Here is a 14,207-nt window from a genome sequence, read left to right as displayed (position 1 = left end):
CGCCGGGCCAGTCCCCCCTGTTGAAGGTAACCTCGTTAATGCCCTCCAGTCTCGCCACGCTGCCGACCCGCTTACCGTCCATCGATACCCTGTTGCGTCACCCCGCCTGCCAGTCGTTGATCGAGCGCTATGGCCGTGATGCGTTACTGGCCACCTTGCGTCAGTTGCTCGACGACCTGCGCGAACCGGCCCGACAGGGCCAGTTGGATGCCGCAGAGTTGGCCCCGGCCGTGCTCGCCGGCCGCGCTGGCGAGCGGCTTGCGGCCCAGCACCGCAGCCAGGTGCGGCGGGTGTTCAACCTCACGGGGACGGTGCTGCACACCAACCTCGGCCGGGCGCTGCTGCCCGAAGAGGCCATCGAGGCGGTGCAGCGGGCGGCACGCTACCCGTTGAACCTCGAATACAACCTGGCCACCGGCAAGCGCGGCGACCGCGATGATCTGATCGAAGGATTGATCCGCGAGCTGACCGGCGCTGAAGCGGTCACGGTGGTCAACAACAACGCCGCCGCAGTGCTGCTGGCGCTCAATAGCCTGGGATCGCGCAAAGAAGGCATCATCTCCCGTGGTGAGCTGATCGAGATCGGCGGTGCGTTTCGCATTCCCGACATCATGGCCCGGGCCGGGGTCAAACTGCATGAAGTCGGCACTACCAATCGCACCCATGCGCGCGATTACGAGGCGGCCATTGGCCCGCGCAGCGGCCTGGTGATGCGTGTGCACTGCAGCAACTACAGCATTCAGGGCTTCACCACCCAGGTGGCAACAGCGGAGCTGGCACAACTGGCGCACCGCCACGGGCTGCCGCTGCTCGAAGACCTCGGCAGCGGCAGCTTGCTCGACCTTACGCGCTGGGGCCTGCCCGCCGAGCCGACGGTGCGCCAGGCCCTGGCCGACGGTGCCGACATCGTCACCTTCAGTGGCGACAAGCTGCTGGGCGGACCCCAGGCGGGAATCATTGTCGGGCGCAAAGAGCTGATCGCGAAGATCAAGAAGAACCCGCTCAAGCGTGCCCTGCGTGTCGACAAGCTGACGCTGGCGGCCCTCGAGGCTGTGCTGGGGCTGTACCGCAATCCCGACCTGCTTGCCGAACGCCTGCCCAGCTTGCGCTTGCTGACCCGACCCCAGGCCGAGATTCTGGCTCAGGCCAAACGCCTGGCACCGGTACTGGCGCAGGTGCTGGGAGCCGGCTGGCAAGTAGACGCGGTGCCTGCTCAGAGCATGATCGGCAGCGGCAGCCAGCCCGTGGCGCGCTTGCCCAGCGGCGCCTTGTGCCTGCGCCCGCAAGCGTCCAGACGTTTGCGCGGGCGCAGCTTGCGCCTGCTGGAAGAGGCCTTGCGTGAATTGCCGGTGCCGGTGCTTGGTCGCATCGATGATGACGCCCTGTGGCTCGATCTTCGCCAGCTCGATGACGAGTCGGCTTGGCTGGCGCAACTGCCGCAGTTGCAACGGATGGAGCCCGTGAGGTGATTGTCGGTACGGCGGGGCACATCGACCACGGCAAGACCGCGTTGCTTGAAGCCTTGACGGGCCAGGCCGGCGATCAGCGCCAGGAAGAGCGTGCGCGGGGCATGACCATCGACCTTGGCTATCGCTACGCGAGCCTGGAAGCCGGGGCGCCGCTGACCGGCTTTATCGACGTACCCGGGCATGAGCGCTTTATCCACAACATGCTGGCCGGGGCACAGGGCATCGATGTGGTGGTGTTGGTGGTAGCAGCCGATGATGGGGTGATGCCGCAGACCCGTGAGCACCTGGCGATTGTGCAACTGCTGGGTATCCCGCAAGCCGTGGTGGCCATCAGCAAGTGCGACCGTGTAGAGCCGCGCCGGGTGCATGAGGTCCAGGCCCAGGTCAGTCATCTGCTCGCCGCCGGACCTTATGCCGGTGCGGCGCAGTTTCCGCTGTCCAGCATTACCGGTGATGGGGTCGATGCCTTGCGCCAGTCCTTGCTTGAAGCACAGCGGCAGATCGTCGCGCGCAGTCGGCGGGGAGGGTTTCGCCTGGCCATCGACCGCGCGTTTGCCGTGGCGGGGGCAGGCATTGTGGTAACCGGCACGGCACTCGACGGCCAGGTACAACTGGGTGATACGCTGCTGCTCGGCAAGGCAGGCAAACCGGTGCGGGTACGGGGGCTGCACGCCCAGAACCAGGCCGTAGCCGAGGCATGGGCCGGGCAACGTGTAGCGCTGAACATCAGCGCCGAACGCCTTGAGCTGGTGCAGATTCACCGCGGTGACTGGTTGCTTGCCGAGTGGCTGCACGGTCCCACCCAGCGGGTGGATATCGAGCTGCAGTTGCTCGCCAGTGAAACCCGCAGCTTCACCCACTTCAGCCCGGTGCATGTGCATTTGGGCACGCAGGACGTTACCGCGCGCGTGGCGTTGCTGGAAGGTGAGCACTTGCGTGCGGGTGGGCGCATGTTTGCCCAGTTGCAGCTCAATGCACCGCTGCAAGCGGTGCATGGCGACCGCCTGGTGCTACGCGATCACAGTGCGCAACGGACCCTCGGCGGCGGCCGTGTGCTTGATCCTTATGCCCCGGCGCGCCAGCGTCGCAGCGAGGCACGCCTGGCACAGTTGCAGGGGCTGGCGCGTGCCGACAGCCTGGAACAGGCACTGTCGGCATTGCTGGCGAACGATGAGACCGGTCTTGATCCGCAGCGTCTGGAGCGCCAGTTCAATCGTCTGCGCAGCAGCTGGCAACTGCCGGTCGATGTGCAGGTGATCGCGACGCGTCAGGGGCCGTTGCTGTTCACCACCGTGCGCTGGCAAGCGTTGAAGCAGACGGTGTTGCAGGTGCTGGCGCACTTTCACGAGCAGGAGCCGGATCAGCTGGGCCCGGACCGCGACCGCCTGCGTCGTTTCGCAGCCCTGGCGCTGGAGCGGCCGGCGTTTGTCAGCTTGCTGGATGAGCTGATTGGCAATGGCGCCATTGTCGGCAGCGGGCCCTGGTTGCATCTGCCCGAACACCAGGTGCGCCTGAGCGACGCAGATGCCGCGTTGTGGCTGCAGCTGCAACCACTGCTTGAGCTGGGACGATTTGATCCTCCTTGGGTTCGCGATCTGGCGACGACGGTAGCGCAGGAGGAAGCGGACGTTCGCTTGCTGCTGCGCAAGCTGGCGCGTTTGGGGCAGGTGCACCAGGTGGTGCGCGATCTGTTCTATCCTGAGCGCACTATCCGACAAATGGCAGCTATGCTCTTGCAGCAGGCGAGTGACGACCCGGTGGTGCAGGTGGCGGCCTTTCGCGATGTACTGGGCATCGGCCGCAAACGCAGCATTCAGGTGCTGGAGTATTTTGATCGTATCGGCCTCACCCGTCGCCTGGGTGACCGGCGTCAAATCCGCGCCGATAACGCCCTGGCACAATCGTCAGGGCATTGAGTTCAAGGAAGGCAATCGCGCCCGGTGGCGCGGCCGGGCTTCAAACCCGGTTGGGGACGGCAGCCGTTCCTGGGCAGGTTCGACTCCCGCTGCCTTCCGCCATTTTCTACTGCACGCGCTCACCGCACAGGTCCAGTGCGAACCAGTGCTCGGCAGCCTGTACATCCAGTCCGGCCCCCAGCAAGGCAAACATCTTGCCCAGCGCAGCTTCGCGGGTCATGCCCCCGCCGCTGACCAGTCCGGTATCGCGCAAACGGCTGCCGGCGGCGTAGGTGTCGAAATGCACGGCACCTTGCGGGCACTGGCTGATGGCCGCGATCAACACGCCACCTTCGCGGGCATCGTGCAACGCATCCAGCAGCGCCTGGTCATCGGAAGGCCCCGTGCCGCTGCCATAGCACTCCAGCAACACACCTTGCACGCCGCTAGCCAGCAAGGCGCGCAGGTGGCTGACCTGCAGCCCCGGGAACACCGGCAGTACGGCCAGGTTTACGGTCTGGCGCGGCTGGCGGTAGTCCAGGCACGCGGGTACGGACGAAACAGATTGCCCCTCACGCGGGCGCGGCAAACAGGCAAAGGCATCGAAGGCGTCACTGCGCAGTTTCGAGGCTCTGGCGCCGTGCAACAGCTGGCCATGAAAGTACAGCTGTACGCCGTTCTCGATACCGCTGGCCATCACCTCGAGGGCGCCGCACAGGTTGTCCCAGGCATCGCTGTCCGCGGCACCGGCCGGCAGCATGGAGCCGGTGAGCAGCACCGGCGCTTGCAAACCGAGCAACAAGAACGACAAGGCTCCTGCGCTGTAAGCCAGGGTGTCGGTGCCGTGCAGCAACAGCACGGCGTCATGGCCGTCGCGCTCCACGGCCTCGACGATGGCGTCGCGCATGGCCAGCCAGTTGGCTTGCTGCATGTTGGCGCTGTCGAGCAGGGGTGTCAGTTCGCGCAGTCGCCAGTTCAACGACGGCGCGTCTACACGTTGCTGCAGGTGGGCGCGCATCCGTGCCTCGAATCCACCGGCAGGCGCCAGGCCTTGCGGCGTCTGCAGCATGCCGATGGTGCCCCCGGTGTAGAGGATCAGCGGGTTGTTGACGACGTGCATTTCAGTTCTGCGTCTGTGCAGAAGCGAGTTTTACCTCGGCCTGCACTACGCTTGCCGGATTGGCCGGCCATGCCTCGCGGTCCAGATCCAGGTCGGCAAAGCGTGCGGAGTCGAAAACCGGCTGCTGGATGCCAGCCTTGCGCTGGTCGTCGTAGTCGCGCATGACCCGCAGACCAACCTTGAACAGCAATGCCAGAGCGATCAGGTTGACGAATGCCAGGCAGGTCATGGTGATGTCGGCGAAGGCGAACACGGTGGACAGGTTCTGCACCGAGCCCCAGACAATCAGTGCCAGCACCAGGGCGCGGTAGCCCAGCAGCACCAGGCGGTTGCGGCTGAGGAACTGCAGGCTGGTTTCGCCCAGGTAGTAGTTGTAGAGGATGCAGGTGAAGACGAACAGCGACAGCGCCACGCTGACGAACAGGCGACCCCAGTCGCCGACTACGGCCGCCAGGGAGTTCTGCGTCAGGACGATGCCGTCACCTTCAAAGCCCGGCGTATAGAAGCCCGACAGCAGAATCAGCAGCGCCGTGCAGGTGCAGATCACGAAGGTATCGAGAAACACGCTGAATGCCTGCACCACGCCTTGAGCACCCGGGTGTTTCACCGCAGCCACTGCCGCAACGTTAGGTGCGCTGCCAAGGCCTGCCTCGTTGGCGAACACGCCGCGCTTCACGCCCATGACAATGGCGCTGCCGAGCAGGCCGCCGAAGGCCGGGTCCAGGCCAAAGGCGCTTTTGAAGATGGTTTCCAGCATGGCCGGCACGTGCTCGATCTGGCTGCCGATCACGTACAGGGTCACGCCGATGTAGGCCAGGGTCTTGACCGGTACCAGCAGATCGGAGACCGAGGCGATACGCTTGATGCCACCGAGGAAGACGATTGCCAGCAGCACGGCCAGGGCGATGCCGGTATGTTCCGGGGCGAAACCAAAGGCATTCTGCAGCGAGTGGGTCACGGTGTACGACTGCAGGCCGTTGAAAGCGAAGCCGTAGGTCACCAGCAGCAGGAGCGAGAACACCACCGCCATTTTCTTCAGTTTCAGGCCGTGCAGGATGTAATAGGCCGGACCACCGCGGTACAGGCCATCACCGTCGCTACGCTTGTAGACTTGGGCCAGGGTGCATTCAAAAAAGCTGCTGGACATCCCCACCAGCGCGGTTACCCACATCCAGAACACCGCGCCCGGGCCGCCCAGGGTTACCGCGATGCCGACGCCGGCGATGTTACCGGCGCCCACGCGGCCGGCCAGGCTCAGCATCAAGGCCTGGAACGAGCTCAGTTGGCCAGCCTGGCCGCGCAACGATTCCTTGAAAACACCGAACATGTGGCCGAAGTGGCGGAACTGGACGAAACGGGAGCGAATGGTGAAATAGCTGCCGAGTCCGACGATGAGCACGATGAGGAGTTTCCCCGAAAGGAAATCGTTGAGCGCTTCGAGCATGGAGTGACCTCGATTCTTATTCTTTGCATGAAAGACGGCAGAACCGGCGGCGAGGCGCCGATTCCCAGGGGCGCATGGTTGGCCAAGTTAAAAGTGGTTACAATTTCGCGCCTTGCTCTGAGTTGATGCGACTTGATGCTAAAATGGCATCTGTCGCATCACCTGGAACAGCTCATATGAGCGAATACCTCGGCATCAACCTGAAACTCGCCTGCAGCCACTACCGCTCTATTTCGGAGGTTTGTCGGCAGCTGTCGATCAATCGCGCGCAGTTCAACAAATACCTGAGCGGGCAAAGCCAGCCCACGGCCTTCAACCTCAAGCGCATCGGCGATTTCTTCGGCGTAGAGGATTACGAGCTCGGATTGCCGCCTGAACAGTTCGCCAGGCTGATCGGTGCGCGCAACCCGGCCACCCTTGCCAGCCAGCAGGGGGACCCGCTGAGTGAGCTGTTGCGCCCGCTGCGCGAGCAGGGCGGTAACCTCTCGCGCTACTGCGGCTACTACTTCGAATATTCCAACTGCATGTCGGTGCCGGGCTCGATCCTGTTGTCGCTGGTGTACTTGCGTGAGGAGCGCGGTACCTTCCTGTTCGAGCGTCAGGAACGTCAGGAGCGCTCCAGCAGCACGGATGTGCAAGCCGAGGACTGGGTTCGCTGTCGCTATCTGGGCGCGGCGTTCCAGTTGCAGGACCGCCTGTTTCTCATCGACTACGAGTCGCTGACGGTCAACGAAATGAGCCAGACCATCCTCATTCCCAGCTTCAAGAGTCGAATCACCCGCCTGAACGGCCTGAAGACCGGCGTGTCCAGCGGTGACCGGCGTACCCCGGCCTGCACCCGGGTGGTCTGGGAGTACCTGGGCACCGAGATCAACCGCATCAGTGCCTACCGCCAGGTGAAGCTCTACCGGCCGGACGACCCGCGCATTGACGATGATGTGCGTGAACGCCTCAGCGTCGGGCCGATCAGCAACGGGCTGTTCGAGATCGAGTAATCAGCCATCACCGAGGACGAACTCCACCACTGTCTGCGCCACCTGATCGGCAACCGCCGGGGTTGCGCGCAGGTGGGCGGCGATGCCGTGATCGCAGTTGGAGAGCAGCAAACACTCCAGATGCGGCGGCGGCACCGACTTGAGCAGGGCGCGCGTGACTTCTTCCGGGATCGGGCTGTAGCGCTGCGCGCCCGCCAGCCACAAGGTGCCTGCCGAGGTGCCCTCACCTTGCCCGTAGACCTTGGAGTTCAACCCGTCGAACTCGCCCAGTACCAGCAGCACGCGGCCCGGGAAGGTGCGCAGGAATTCGAAACTGTCACAGTCCAGAAAGCCATAGGGCTTGCTGATGGCGGCCTTGAAGGCCGGGCCGAACGGTGCGCCATGAGCGTCATCCGGGTACACGGCAGGGCAGATCAGGATCAACTTATCCACAGCCGGTTGCTGCGCCGCCAGCTTCAACGCGATGGAGGCGCCCAGGCTATGCCCGACGATGGTCTGGCAGTGCGGCGCAATATGACGGTGAAAGCGCAGGGCTTCTTCACGGTTGGTGGCGAGCGAGGGCTCCACGGCCCCGGGCTCACTGGCAAGGCTGTGGCCTGACAGGTTGGCCGTCAGCGAGCCGATACCCGAGGCTTGCAGGCGGTAGAGCAAGGGGTTGAGTCGGGTGAAGTCCGAACGCGCACCGCCTACCACGAACAGCGGTGGCGCACGTTCCTTGTCAGGGATCAGCAGTCGCGCCTGTTGCCGGTAACCATGGAAGGCTTCGGTCACGAACCGCTCTGTGCCGGGGCTGGGTTCATTGTATTGCCAGGTAGAACGCTGGCTGGAGGTCGCTTCAAGTTCCATGGACGCCGCCTTGAGAAGCCGAGAATACATATACCTGGCGCATTATAGGTCGTTTGCCAATGAGCGTAGATAAGGCATTGGCTAGCCCCAGGTTGGACTTCCCAGGCCGGAAAACGCAAAATGTGCCCTTGCTCTCATTCAATCTGACCGGACCTGCTGACTCTATGCGAATGCGCCTGATGCTGTTGGGTGGTGGAAATGCCCTTGGGCAAGCGCTGATTCGCCTCGGGGCCGAGGAAGATATCGGCTTTCTGGCACCGCGCCCGCCAGAGAACGGCTGGGACCCGGCCAGCCTTACCCAGTTGCTGGACGACACCCGCCCGGACGCGCTGGTGAACCTTGCCTACTATTTCGACTGGTTTCAGGCAGAGTCCGTCAGCGAAAAACGCCTGGCGCTGCAGGAGCGGTCTGTAGAGCGGTTGGCCGAGCTGTGCCAACACCACAACATCATTCTGGTTCAGCCGTCGAGCTACCGGGTGTTTGATGGTTCGCGCGCCACGGCCTACAGCGAGAAAGACGAGCCGGTGCCATTGGGCTTGCGTGGCCAGGCGCTGTGGCGCATCGAACAGAGCGTGCGGGCGACCTGCCCGCAGCATGTGTTGCTGCGCTTTGGCTGGCTGCTGGATGAAAGCATTGATGGCGTACTCGGTCGCTTCCTGACCCGTGCCGAGCAGCCGCAGGAATTGCTCCTGGCCGATGACCGCCGGGGCAATCCGACGCCGGTGGACGATGCCGCGCGGGTGATTCTGTCGGTGCTCAAGCAGCTCGACTGCGCAGCGCCGCTGTGGGGCACCTATCACTACGCGGGTAACGAAGCCACCACGCCACTGGCGCTGGGGCAGGCTATCCTTTCCGAGGCTGCGCAGCTGCACAAGCTGGCCGTTACCGCACCGACCGCGCAGGCTCATGCCGCACGCCCGGATGCGAGTGAAGAGCCGCAGCATGCAGTGCTGGCCTGCAAGAAAATTCTTCATACTTTCGGTATCAAGCCCCGCGCCTGGCGCTCGGGTTTGCCACCTCTACTGGATCGATTCTACCGTCATGGCTGATGCCCCCATTCTGATCACCGGTGGCGCTGGCTTCATCGGTTCCCACCTGAGCGATGCGTTGCTGGCAAAGGGTTATGCCGTACGGATCCTTGATGATCTGTCGACCGGCAAGCCGGAAAACCTGCAAATGGACAACGCCAGGCTCGAGCTGATCGAAGGCGATGTGGCCGACGCCGACCTGGTCCGGCGCGCTGCTGCCGGCTGTCAGGCGGTTGTGCACCTGGCCGCGGTGGCGTCGGTGCAGGCATCTGTGGAAGACCCGGCGAAGACCCACCAGAGTAACTTCATCGGCACGCTGAATGTCTGCGAGGCCATGCGCCTCAATGGCATCAAACGCATCGTGTTCGCTTCCAGCGCAGCGGTATACGGCAACAATGGCGAGGGCCTGTCGATCAATGAGGACACGCCCAAGGCGCCGTTGACGCCCTACGCAGTGGACAAGCTGGCCAGCGAGCAGTACCTGGATTTCTATCGTCGCCAGCATGGCCTGGAGCCGGTGGTATTCCGCTTTTTCAATATCTTCGGGCCACGCCAGGACCCGTCCTCGCCGTATTCCGGAGTAATCAGCATTTTTTGCGAGCGGGCCCTGAGCGGTCAGCCGATCACGCTGTTCGGCGACGGCGAGCAGACCCGCGACTTTCTCTATGTGGCCGACCTCGTCAACGTGATGGTTCAGGCACTGGAGATGGATGCGGTTGAAGAAGGTGCTGTGAACATCGGCTTGAACCAGGCTACGTCGCTGAACCAGTTGCTGGATGCCCTGAGGTCGGTTGTAGGTGATTTGCCGACCATCACTCACGGGCCGGCACGTTCCGGTGATATCCGCCATTCGCGAGCCAACAACCAGCGTTTGCTGGCGCGCTTTCGCTTTCCCGAACCCACCCCGCTGGCGGTTGGTCTAGCCCGGTTGCTCGGTAAGCAGGCATAAAAAAAGCGGCGATTCAATCGCCGCTTTTTCTTTCCGGGGCTTGCAGCCTTAGAACTTATAACCCACACCGACCATGTAGACCCATGGATCGACATCCACGTCGACCTTGGTCTTGCCTACGCCCAGGGCGGTTGGGCCATCCATGGTGGCCTTGGTGTCGATGTCGACGTACCAGACGGCGGCGTTGACCATGAAGTGCTCGTCGATCATGTAGTCCATGCCCAGCTGGCCGGCCAGGCCGACCGAGTCCTTGAGCTTCAGGTCGCTGAAGCCCTGGGCCTTGCGGTTGCTGCTCAGGTCTTCGTCAAAGAACATGGTGTAGTTCAGACCGATACCGGCGTACGGCTGGAACTTGGAGCTTGGCTCCATCGGGTAGTACTGCAGCGACAGGGTAGGTGGCAGTTGTTTGATGTCGCCCAGCTTGCCGTCCAGGCCAGCGCCCAGGCCTTTTACACCAACGGTGTGCTGGAACGGGGTGGCGGCCAGCAGCTCCAGACCGATGTGGTCGGTCAGCATGTAGGCAAACGCCAGGCCCAGCTGGGTGTCGCTATCCAGCGTCGCTTTGGTGCCCGAAACCTTGGTGCCGTCGAGCTTGAGATCACCACTGTTTTCATTGGGAGCGGTAGTGATTGCGCCTGCACGCAGAATGAAGTCACCCGCCTGGTGGGCATGGGCAACAGGGGCTGCGAGCGCCAGGGTTATGAGCGAGGCGCTGAGCAAGGACTTGTTCATGGAAGCTCCCAGAGGACGTTTAGAATTAAGTGCCCTCATGGTAGGGAATCGCCAGATCGGCTATTTGACCCAGCTCAAGAAAACCTCAACGTCTTGATTTTGGTCAGGTCATTCCAGTTCGTAGGCGTAGATTTTTTCCGCTTCCATCTGGTAACCGGCATCGGCCAGTTCACTGCTGGTGTTTTTTACCTGCATCCGGCCTTCGATCCAGTAGGGCTGGTACAGGTCTTCGACACGCACGCCCATCTCGCTGACGATGTGCACGATCTGGTTTGAGGGGGGTGGCGGCACATGGATGCAGGCGCCGTAATAGGGCACCAGGAGAAACTCCGTGGTGCGGCCTTCTTCACTGACCTCAAGCGGCACGATATAGCCCGGCAGCCTGACCTGCTGACCGTCGAGGGCCTTGACCACCGGCGCATCGGGCGCCTGCTGACGGGCCGCCGGGGCGGCTTCGGCGGCCAGCGCGTCGCTCAATTGCGACAGGTCGTGCAGGGGCGCCATCTGCGGCGCAATGACCGGCGCACCGGCAGGAATCAGTTGCGGCCACTCCAGGGTGCGTGGTTCGTCGGCCCACACCGGGGTGGTCAGCAGCAACACGATCGACAGCAACAGGCGCGGCATCAAGGTTCTCACAGGTGAATGGACAGGCCGTCGGCCAGTGACTGTCGATAGGCTCGCCAGGCGGGCACGCAGCCCATCAGCAGGGCAGCGCCAAGAATGATGGCCAGCAGGCTCCATTCATGTGCGCTGGGCCAGGCCAGTGGCAGGAACAGCCCGTAGTTGGCCTGCACATAGCCCTGGGCCAGAGCGATACCGGCGTACAGCAACCCTAGACCGGCGACGATGCCGGCCACGGCCAGCGCCAGCGCTTCGAGTACCAGCAGTCCGGCGATATGCCACGGGCGGGCACCGACAGATCGCAGGATCGCCATCTCCCGGCGCCGCTCGTTCAGGCTGGTGAGGATCGCGGTGAGCATCCCGATCAAGCCAGTTAGCACGACGAACAGCGACACCACGAACAAGGCCTGTTCGGCCGTTCCCATCAGGCTCCAGAGCTCTTGCAGGGCGACCCCCGGCAGGATCGCCAGCAGCGGTTCGTTGCGGTAGTCGTTGATTTCGCGCTGCAGGCTGAAGGTGGCGATTTTATTGTTCAGGCCGAGCATGAAGGCAGTGATGGCTGCTGGCTGCAGGTCCATGCTGCGCGCCTGCTCGGCGCTGATGCGCCCGGCGCCACGGGCCGGTACACCGTTGTGCCAATCGATGTGGATCGCCTCCATGCCGCCCAGGCTGATGTGCAGGGTACGGTCGACCGGTGTGCCGGTGCGCGCCAGCACCCCGACGACAGTGAATGGCTTGTCGTCGTGCTTGACCAGGCTGATGGCGGCAACGCCATGGGCCAGTACCAGCTTGTCACCGAGTTTGTAGTGCAGCGCCTGGGCGACTTCGGCCCCCAGTACCACTTCGAACGGATCGTTGGCGAACGCCCGGCCCTGGGCCAGTTGCAGGTTCTGTTTGCGCGCGTACTGGTAATGCTCGAAGTAGGTCGGCGTCGTACCCATCACCCGATAGCCGCGATGCGAGTCGCCGAGCGAGATGGGGATGGCCCATTTGACGCGCTTGTCGTTGGCGAAGTGTTCGTAGCTGTCCCAGCGGATATTGTTGGTGGCGTTGCCGATGCGAAACACCGAATACAGCAACAGGTTCACCGAACCGGAGCGCGCGCCGACAATCAGGTCGGTGCCGCTGATGGTGCTGGCGAAGCTGGCGCGGGCTTCGGTGCGCACGCGCTCGACCGCCAGCAGCAGGCATACCGACAGGGCGATGGCGAAGGCGGTAAGAAAGGCGGTGAAGCGACGGTTGGCGAGGCTCGCCAAGGCCAGACGAAGCAGATACATCAAGCCTCCCGGGTGCTGGTCGCGCGATTGAGCTCGGCCAGCGACAGATGACGGTCAAATAGCGGTGCCAGGCTTTGGTCGTGGCTAACGAACAACAGGCTGGAACCTGCGGCCTGGCATTCGGCAAACAGCAGGCGAATGAAGGCTTCGCGCGTGTCGGCGTCCAGTGCCGAGGTCGGCTCGTCGGCGATTACCAGTTCGGGTTGGCCGATCAGCGCGCGCGCAGCGGCGACGCGTTGCTGCTGGCCGATCGACAGGCTGTCGGCACGGCGGGCGAGCAGCAACGGGTCGCTCAGCCCCAGGTGCGCCAGCAGCAGGCTGGCAGCCTGGTCAACGCTGCCATGACGCTGGGTGGCGCGGGCGGCCCGACTGCGCGAGAACCGGCAGGGCAGTTCGACGTTCTCGCGTACCGACAGGAAGGGCAGCAGGTTGAACTGCTGGAAAATGTAGCCGGTGTGGTCGACCCGGAAGCGGTCACGGGCGGCCAGCTTCAGTTCGCTCAAGTCCTGGCCGAGCAGGCGGATGCTGCCGCGGTCAGGCTTTTGCACACCGCCCAGCAGGCCGAGCAGGGTGGTCTTGCCGCTGCCACTGGGGCCTTTGAGAAAGAGGGATTCGCCGGCTTCAAGGCGCAAGGCGGGAATGTCCAGCAAGGGGGCTTGGCCCGGCCAGGCAAAGCCCAGGTCGGTCAGTTCAATCAGTGCCTGGCTCATAGATGAACGCCCGGGTTGCCTCGGGCGCTTCGCTGCAAAAGGGCTGTCAGAAGTTGATCGTAGCGTTGGCTGGCGTGGCTTCAACACCCTGCTGGCCGTTCGGCCCGATCAGTTGTACCTGAATTTTGCGGGTGGCAGGGAAGGCTTTGAACAGCGGGCTCAGGTCGAGACGCTTGAGTGCATCGGGGGTGGCGCAGGCCAACTGGTAGTGGGCGTGGATATCACTGTGTTCATGGCCCTCATGTGTGTCGCCGTCGTCATCGACAGCCGGTTTGTCGCCGAACAGCGGGCTTTCCAGTTCCTGGTCCGTCTCGCTGCAGCTGGCCGCATTGTTCAGGCCGAACAGCGTCAGGGGTTTTTCCAGCTGGGCGCGTACGGTGGCGACCTTGGCCTTGTCGGCAGCGCTGGTGGCCGCGTGCTCGAACCCGACCAGGTTCATCGCCGGGCTGTCCAGCTCCAGCTCCAGGGTGGTGTTGTCGAGTACCACGTTGAGGCGGGCGGCGCCGTGCTCGTGGGCAGCAAGGCTGCCATGGGCGTGGTCATGATCATGGTCGTCATGGGCATGAGCGACAGCCAGGGGCAACACGGCAAACGGCAAGGCAAGCAACAGACGACGCATGGAAGAACTCCGCGAGGGCGCTGGTTAGGTTTGGTTATGTTATAACAACTTGTTTGCCGTGCGCCAGTGTGCTTGGCGATGAGCCGTGGGCGTGGGAGCATGTGGCCATTGATGGCGCACAAGGACATACCCATGCGAATTCGCGGACACATCGGTGACTGGCCGGTAGACCTGACCCTGGAGTTGGAGCCGGCGGAATGGGCGCAACTGGGTGGTCAGCTGACGACTGCCGTGCCTGCACCGGCAGTGGCATCGCCTGCTACGGCCCCGGCGCGGCCGGATGATGCGTTATGGCAGGCAGCGCGCGAGGTACTGCGCAACGCCGGGCAGCTCAACGGGCCGGAGCTGCTTGAGCACCTGGAAGGGTTGGCGGGCAATACTGCAGCGGGCAAGCGCTTGCTGGTGCGCTTGCGCCATAGCGTCGAGGTGAAGGTGGAAAGCGGGGCGGATGCGCCGGTGTATCACTGGGTGGGATGACGTCTTCGCGGGTGAACCCGCTCCC

The 14,207-nt window shown here is 63.5% G+C and carries 14 protein-coding genes and 1 tRNA gene; 7 read left to right on the top strand and 8 right to left on the bottom strand.

What is annotated here, in order from left to right:
• The first annotated feature begins 38 nt into the window (after window positions 1-38).
• The 3 genes from selA to DM813_RS09490 all read left to right on the top strand — a co-directional run bounded on the left by selA (window position 39) and on the right by DM813_RS09490 (window position 3,487).
• The gene (selA, locus tag DM813_RS09500; protein ID WP_128323163.1) at window positions 39-1,469 is read left to right on the top strand and encodes an L-seryl-tRNA(Sec) selenium transferase; all 1,431 of its coding nucleotides are present in this window, start codon (window positions 39-41) and stop codon (window positions 1,467-1,469) included.
• Window positions 1,466-3,385, top strand: a complete 1,920-nt coding sequence (selB, locus tag DM813_RS09495) for a selenocysteine-specific translation elongation factor (protein ID WP_128323162.1) — start codon at window positions 1,466-1,468, stop codon at window positions 3,383-3,385. Before selA ends, selB begins: the two co-directional genes overlap by 4 nt.
• 6 nt (window positions 3,386-3,391) lie before the next feature.
• Window positions 3,392-3,487: transfer RNA gene (locus DM813_RS09490), tRNA-Sec, on the top strand.
• Between the two features lie 4 nt (window positions 3,488-3,491).
• Here the strand turns inward: DM813_RS09490 and DM813_RS09485 are convergent.
• Complete coding sequence (locus DM813_RS09485; protein WP_128323161.1) at window positions 3,492-4,484, bottom strand: asparaginase; 993 nt, start codon at window positions 4,482-4,484, stop codon at window positions 3,492-3,494.
• A gap of 1 nt (window position 4,485) precedes the next feature.
• Complete coding sequence (locus DM813_RS09480) at window positions 4,486-5,928, bottom strand: alanine/glycine:cation symporter family protein (RefSeq protein WP_128323160.1); 1,443 nt, start codon at window positions 5,926-5,928, stop codon at window positions 4,486-4,488.
• Between the two features lie 176 nt (window positions 5,929-6,104).
• Here DM813_RS09480 and DM813_RS09475 point away from each other — a divergent pair, with 176 nt between their 5' ends.
• Window positions 6,105-6,923, top strand: coding sequence for a helix-turn-helix domain-containing protein (locus tag DM813_RS09475; protein ID WP_128323159.1), 819 nt, complete (start codon window positions 6,105-6,107; stop codon window positions 6,921-6,923).
• Here DM813_RS09475 and DM813_RS09470 read toward each other — a convergent pair whose 3' ends face one another.
• On the bottom strand, window positions 6,924-7,769 hold the full coding sequence (locus DM813_RS09470; protein ID WP_128323158.1) for an alpha/beta hydrolase: 846 nt from the start codon (window positions 7,767-7,769) through the stop codon (window positions 6,924-6,926).
• A gap of 164 nt (window positions 7,770-7,933) precedes the next feature.
• Here DM813_RS09470 and DM813_RS09465 point away from each other — a divergent pair, with 164 nt between their 5' ends.
• Both DM813_RS09465 and DM813_RS09460 read left to right on the top strand, forming a co-directional pair.
• The gene (locus DM813_RS09465) at window positions 7,934-8,818 is read left to right on the top strand and encodes a sugar nucleotide-binding protein (protein ID WP_128323157.1); all 885 of its coding nucleotides are present in this window, start codon (window positions 7,934-7,936) and stop codon (window positions 8,816-8,818) included.
• On the top strand, window positions 8,811-9,746 hold the full coding sequence (locus tag DM813_RS09460; protein ID WP_128323156.1) for an NAD-dependent epimerase/dehydratase family protein: 936 nt from the start codon (window positions 8,811-8,813) through the stop codon (window positions 9,744-9,746). Before DM813_RS09465 ends, DM813_RS09460 begins: the two co-directional genes overlap by 8 nt.
• A gap of 48 nt (window positions 9,747-9,794) precedes the next feature.
• Here the strand turns inward: DM813_RS09460 and DM813_RS09455 are convergent, their stop codons facing one another.
• The 5 genes from DM813_RS09455 to DM813_RS09435 all read right to left on the bottom strand — a co-directional run bounded on the left by DM813_RS09455 (window position 9,795) and on the right by DM813_RS09435 (window position 13,705).
• Window positions 9,795-10,478, bottom strand: a complete 684-nt coding sequence (locus DM813_RS09455) for an OmpW/AlkL family protein (protein WP_128323155.1) — start codon at window positions 10,476-10,478, stop codon at window positions 9,795-9,797.
• A gap of 108 nt (window positions 10,479-10,586) precedes the next feature.
• The gene (locus DM813_RS09450; protein ID WP_128323154.1) at window positions 10,587-11,102 is read right to left on the bottom strand and encodes a DUF3299 domain-containing protein; all 516 of its coding nucleotides are present in this window, start codon (window positions 11,100-11,102) and stop codon (window positions 10,587-10,589) included.
• 8 nt (window positions 11,103-11,110) lie between these two features.
• Complete coding sequence (locus tag DM813_RS09445; protein WP_128323153.1) at window positions 11,111-12,376, bottom strand: ABC transporter permease; 1,266 nt, start codon at window positions 12,374-12,376, stop codon at window positions 11,111-11,113.
• Entirely contained in the window at window positions 12,376-13,086 is a 711-nt protein-coding gene (locus tag DM813_RS09440) for an ABC transporter ATP-binding protein (RefSeq protein ID WP_128323152.1), read from the bottom strand. Before DM813_RS09440 ends, DM813_RS09445 begins: the two co-directional genes overlap by 1 nt.
• A 46-nt stretch (window positions 13,087-13,132) precedes the next feature.
• The gene (locus DM813_RS09435) at window positions 13,133-13,705 is read right to left on the bottom strand and encodes a DUF2796 domain-containing protein (RefSeq protein WP_128323151.1); all 573 of its coding nucleotides are present in this window, start codon (window positions 13,703-13,705) and stop codon (window positions 13,133-13,135) included.
• A gap of 132 nt (window positions 13,706-13,837) precedes the next feature.
• Between DM813_RS09435 and DM813_RS09430 the strand changes: the two genes are divergently transcribed.
• Entirely contained in the window at window positions 13,838-14,182 is a 345-nt protein-coding gene (locus DM813_RS09430; protein ID WP_128323150.1) for a hypothetical protein, read from the top strand.
• Window positions 14,183-14,207 lie beyond the last annotated feature (25 nt).

Origin of the sequence: Pseudomonas alkylphenolica (assembly GCF_004025535.1) — a bacterium.
GTDB classification, from domain to species: Bacteria; Pseudomonadota; Gammaproteobacteria; order Pseudomonadales; family Pseudomonadaceae; genus Aquipseudomonas; species Aquipseudomonas alkylphenolica_A.
Note: the sequence above shows the minus strand (reverse complement) of the source record. Positions and strands in the feature narration are given on the sequence as shown.